Annotated in this window: 4 protein-coding genes; 1 reads left to right on the forward strand and 3 read right to left on the reverse strand. The window is 65.1% G+C overall.

Features of this window, described 5'->3' with window-relative positions:
* Positions 1-1,769: M3 family metallopeptidase (locus ACXJKH_RS15415; RefSeq protein ID WP_457320576.1), on the reverse strand; the 1,769-nt coding region annotated here is incomplete at its 3' end.
* 262 nt (positions 1,770-2,031) lie between these two features.
* Between ACXJKH_RS15415 and ACXJKH_RS15420 the strand changes: the two genes are divergently transcribed.
* Positions 2,032-2,514, forward strand: coding sequence for a glutathione peroxidase (locus ACXJKH_RS15420; protein ID WP_457320578.1), 483 nt, complete (start codon positions 2,032-2,034; stop codon positions 2,512-2,514).
* Between the two features lie 234 nt (positions 2,515-2,748).
* Here the strand turns inward: ACXJKH_RS15420 and ACXJKH_RS15425 are convergent, their stop codons facing one another.
* Together ACXJKH_RS15425 and ACXJKH_RS15430 are read right to left on the reverse strand one after the other, a co-directional pair.
* Positions 2,749-3,528 (reverse strand): ferredoxin--NADP reductase, encoded by a 780-nt coding sequence (locus ACXJKH_RS15425; RefSeq protein WP_457320580.1) that lies wholly within the window; start codon positions 3,526-3,528, stop codon positions 2,749-2,751.
* 95 nt (positions 3,529-3,623) lie between these two features.
* The coding region (locus ACXJKH_RS15430) for an ABC transporter ATP-binding protein (protein WP_457320582.1) at positions 3,624-4,614 on the reverse strand (991 nt) is incomplete at its 5' end.

The following is a 4,614-nucleotide window of genomic DNA, read 5'->3' on the forward strand; positions in this document are numbered from 1 at the left end:
GCACCGAGGTACTCGGTGGTGGCAAAGCCCTGGTTGAACTTGGCCGCGGCGATCACCTTGTCCAGCAGTGCCTGCGGCATCGCGGTGCCGTTCTGGTAGTGCTTGGCGTAGTTCTTCAGGATGGCCGGGTTGTCCGACCACATTTCATTGACCTGCGAGGGGAACTCGACGAAGTCGCGCGGCACGGCCGTGCCGGAGAAGTACGGGTACTTCACGTTGGAGAACATGCCGTGCAGGGCGTGGCCGAACTCGTGGAAGGTGGTGGTCACTTCATCCCAGGTCAGCAGCGAGGGCTGGCCGGCCGGCGGCTTGGGGATGTTGAGGTGGTTGGCCACCACCGGCTTGAAGCCGGTCAACTCGGACTGGGACACATAGGAGTTCATCCAGGCGCCGCCGCGCTTGGAGGCGCGTGCATACGGGTCGAAGATGAAGATCGCCAGCTGGCTGCCGTCGGCATCGAACACGTCATAGACGGTGACGTCGTCGTGGTAGACCGGCAGGTCGGTGCGCTGCTTGAAGGTCAGGCCGTATTCCTGGTTGGCGGCGAAGAACACGCCGTTTTCCAGTACGTTCTTCAGTTCGAAGTACGGCTTGAGCTGGGACTCGTCGAAGTTGTACTTGGCCTGGCGCACCTTCTCGCTGTAGAAGGCCCAGTCCCACGCTTCGAGCTGGAAGGTCGGCTTGCCGGCGGCCTTCTGTTCCTTGTCGATCATGGCCTGCAGGTCGGCGGCTTCGCGCTTGGCGTTGGCCACCGCAGCCGGGGCGAGCTGGCCGAGCATGGCATTGACCGCTTCGGGGGTCTTGGCGGTCTGGTTGGTCAGGTTGTACGCGGCGAAGTTGGCAAAGCCCATCAGCTTGGCCTTGTCGGCGCGCAGCTGCATGATGCGCGAGACCAGCGCGGTGTTGTCGAACTCACCGCCGCGGCTGCCGCGGGTGACGGACGCTTCGTAGATCTTCTGGCGCAGCTCGCGGTTGCGCAGGTTGGTCAACGGCGGCTGGCCGGTGGTGTTGAGCAGGGCGATGACGTACTTGCCATCCAGCTTGCGGGCCTTGGCGGCTTCGGCGGCGGCAGCGATCTGCTCGGCGGACAGGCCGTCGAGCTGCTTGACGTCGTCCACCACAACGGCCGAGGCATTCACTTCGTTCTGCACGTTCTGGCTGAACTTCGTGCCCAGGTTGGCCAGCTCGGCGTTCATCGCCTTGAGCTTGGTCTTGTCGGCATCATTGAGCTTGGCGCCGGCGCGGACGTAGCTGTCGTAGTACTTCTCGACCAGGCGCACGCCTTCGGCGTCGAGGCCGAGCTGGGTGCGGGTGTCGTACAGGGCCTGGATGCGGGCGAACAGCTTGCCGTTGAGGGCGATGGCGTCGCTGTGGGCGGCGAACTTGGCCGAGTAGTCGGCCTGCAGCTTCTTGCGGGCGTCGTTGGTGTCGGCGCCGACCAGGCTGAAGAAGACGGTGGTGGCGCGGTCGAGGGTGTCACCGCTCTTTTCCAGGGCAATGAGGGTGTTGTCGAAGGTCGGCTTGGCCTTGTTGTTGGCGATTGCCTCCACTTCCTTCAGCTGCTGGGCCATGCCGGCGTCGAAGGCGGGCGCGAAGTCGCTGTCCTTGATCTTGTCGAACTGCGGGTAGTGCAGGGGCAGGGGGCTGTCGGCGAAGAACGGGTTGGCCTGCTGGGCGTTGGCGGCCACGGGGGCGGCGGCGACGGCGGAATAGGCGGGCAGGGCAAGGCCGAGGGTCACGGCGACGGCAAGGGCAAGGCGGGTGGTCAAGGGGAATTCTCCGGTCAGACAAGTGCACGAGGTTACCCCGGCGCGATGGCGTGGGGCTTGTGTCGAAAGGCATGGGATTGCGGGTTGGAGCAGGCGTCGAATCGCTTGACGTCCGATTGCTGTGTTGGAACCGCAGGTGCCGCCCGCTGGCCTCCTCCGCATGAACCCGAATCGGTAGAGCCACCCCATGGGTGGCTGCTCTCGGCAGCAGCCCCACACCCCCACGGCGCTAAGATGATCCCCTTCCACCGGAGCCTTTCCCATGACCAGCGCATTCGATTTMTCGTTCGTGGACCTCACCGGCCAGCCACAGCCGCTGGAGCAGTACCGGGGCAAGGTGCTGCTGGTGGTCAACGTGGCCAGCAAGTGCGGCTTCACCCCGCAGTACGAGGGGCTGGAGGCGTTGTGTCGGGAGTACGCGGCACGCGGGCTGGTGGTGATCGGGTTCCCGTGCGATCAGTTCGGGCACCAGGAGCCGGGCAACGCCGACGAGATCCGCAATTTCTGCTCGTTGACCTACGCGGTCGATTTCCCGCTGTCGGACAAGGTGGACGTCAACGGCGAGGGCGCGCATCCGCTGTGGCAGTGGCTCAAGGCGGAGAAGTCCGGGCTGCTGGGCACGCGCGGGATCAAGTGGAACTTCAGCAAGTTCCTGGTCGGGCGCGATGGGCAGGTGCTGGAACGCTATGCGCCGACCGACAAGCCGGAATCGCTGCGCGGGGATATCGAGGCGGCGCTGGGGTGATGCGGGCACTCGCCCCCGCCTGATCGCGGCAAGGTAGTGCCGGCCGCTGGCCGGCTCCTCGCACACGACGATCGTGGAAGGCTTCAGCCACGCATGGCGTGGCTCTACCGGGTGGCGAGTGGATGCGTGGAAGGCCCCAGCCACGCGGGGCGTGGCTCTACCGGGTGGCGAATGGGTGCGTGGAAGGCTTCAGCCACGCGTGGCGTGGCTCTACCTTCGGTGCGCCATTCGCGCTTACTTCTCGACGAACGCGCGCTCGAAGACGTAGTGGCCCGGGGTGCCGATGCGCGGGGAGGTCTGGAAGCCGCGGCTGTCCAGCACGGTGCGCAGGTCGGCCAGCATCTGCGGGCTGCCGCAGATCATGGCGCGGTCGTTTCCCGGATCCAGCGGCGGCAGGCCGAGGGTCTTCTGCATTTCACCGCTTTCCATCAACGAGGTCAGGCGACCCTGGTTGGGGAACGCCTCACGGGTGACGGCCGGGTAGTACAGCAGCTTGTCGCCGATCATCTCGCCGAGGAATTCGTGCTCGCGCAGTTCCTTCTCGAACAGGTCGCGGTAAGCCAGGTCCTTTTCGTAACGCACGCCGTGGGTGAGGATCACCTTGTCGAAGCGCTCGTAGGTTTCCGGGTCCTTGATCACCGACAGCCACGGCGCCAGGCCGGTGCCGGTGCCCAGCAGGTACAGGTGCTTGCCCGGGTGCAGGTCGCTGATCAGCAGGGTGCCGGTGGGCTTCTTGCCGACCAGGACCTTGTCGCCCGGCTTGATGTGCTGCAGGCGCGAGGTCAGCGGGCCGTCCTGGACCTTGATGCTGAAGAACTCCAGGTTCTCTTCCCAGTTGGCGCTGGCGATGGAATACGCGCGCAGCAACGGGCGTGCCTCGGTTTCCAGGCCGATCATCACGAACTGGCCGTTCTCGAAGCGGAAGCCGCTGTCGCGGGTCGTGGTGAAGCTGAAGTAGGCGTCGGTCCAGTGGCGGACCTCAAGCACCGTTTCGGCGCCGAAAGCGGAAGACATGGGGGTGGGGGTCTGATCTGTTTTGTCCCGTCCAGTTTATCTCAAATGAGATAAATTCTCATTGACTGGCCGGAAAGGCTTGTGGAGTGGGGGTTTCAACGGTACCCGGCCGCTTGCAGCTCGAACAATTCGGCGTAACGGCCCCCCTGGGTCATCAGTTCGGCATGGGTACCGCTGGCCTCGATCCGGCCGCCGGCCAGCACCAGAATGCGGTCGGCCATGCGTACCGAGGAGAAGCGGTGCGAGATCAGTACGGCGGTGCGCTGGTCGGACAGTTCCTTGAAGCGCTGGAACACCTCGAATTCGCTGCGCGCGTCCAGTGCGGCGGTTGGCTCATCGAGGATCATGACCTGTGCATCGCGCATGTAGGCGCGGGCGATGGCGATCTTCTGCCATTGCCCGCCGGACAGGTCCACGCCCTGCTTGAAGCGTCGGCCGATCAGCTGGTCGTAGCCGTTTGGCAGCGCGTTGATCACCTCATCGGCCATGCCGCGGCGGGCGGCGTCGCGGATGCGCGCATCGTCGGTCATTGCTTCGACCAGGCCGACGCCGATGTTCTCGCCCGCGCTCAGGTTGTAGCGCACGAAGTCCTGGAAGATCACGCCCATGTTGGCGCGCAGGTCATCCAGATCGTAGTCGCGCAGGTCGCGCCCGTCGAGCAGGATGCGGCCTTCGTCCGGGTCGTACAGGCGCGCCAGCAGCTTCACCAGCGTGGTCTTGCCGGCGCCGTTCTCGCCGACCAGCGCCAGCACTTCGCCGGCGTGCAGTTCGAAATCCAGGTGGCGCACCGCCCAGTTTTCCGCATCGGGGTAACGGAAGCCGACGTTCTCGAACACGAAGCCGTCGGTGATCGGCTGCGGGATCGCCACCGCATCGGTGCGCGAGTGGATCTCCGGCTGGATCTGGAAGAACGAGAACAGATCGTCCAGGTACAGCGCCTGCCCGGCCACCTGCGAGAAGCCGATCAGCAGCCCTTCCAGCAACTGGCGCAGGCGCAGGAAGCTGCCGGCCAGGAAGGTCAGGTCGCCGATCGAAAAATCGCCGCGCACGGTGCGCCACGCGATGTAGGCATACGCGGTGTAATAG

It is taken from the genome of Stenotrophomonas sp. P5_B8 (assembly GCF_054049855.1).

Bases quoted from the DNA above. Each gene is read 5' to 3' on its own strand.
- ACXJKH_RS15425 (WP_457320580.1), bottom strand. From the start codon at position 3,528: ATGTCTTCCGCTTTCGGCGCCGAAACGGTGCTTGAGGTCCGCCACTGG.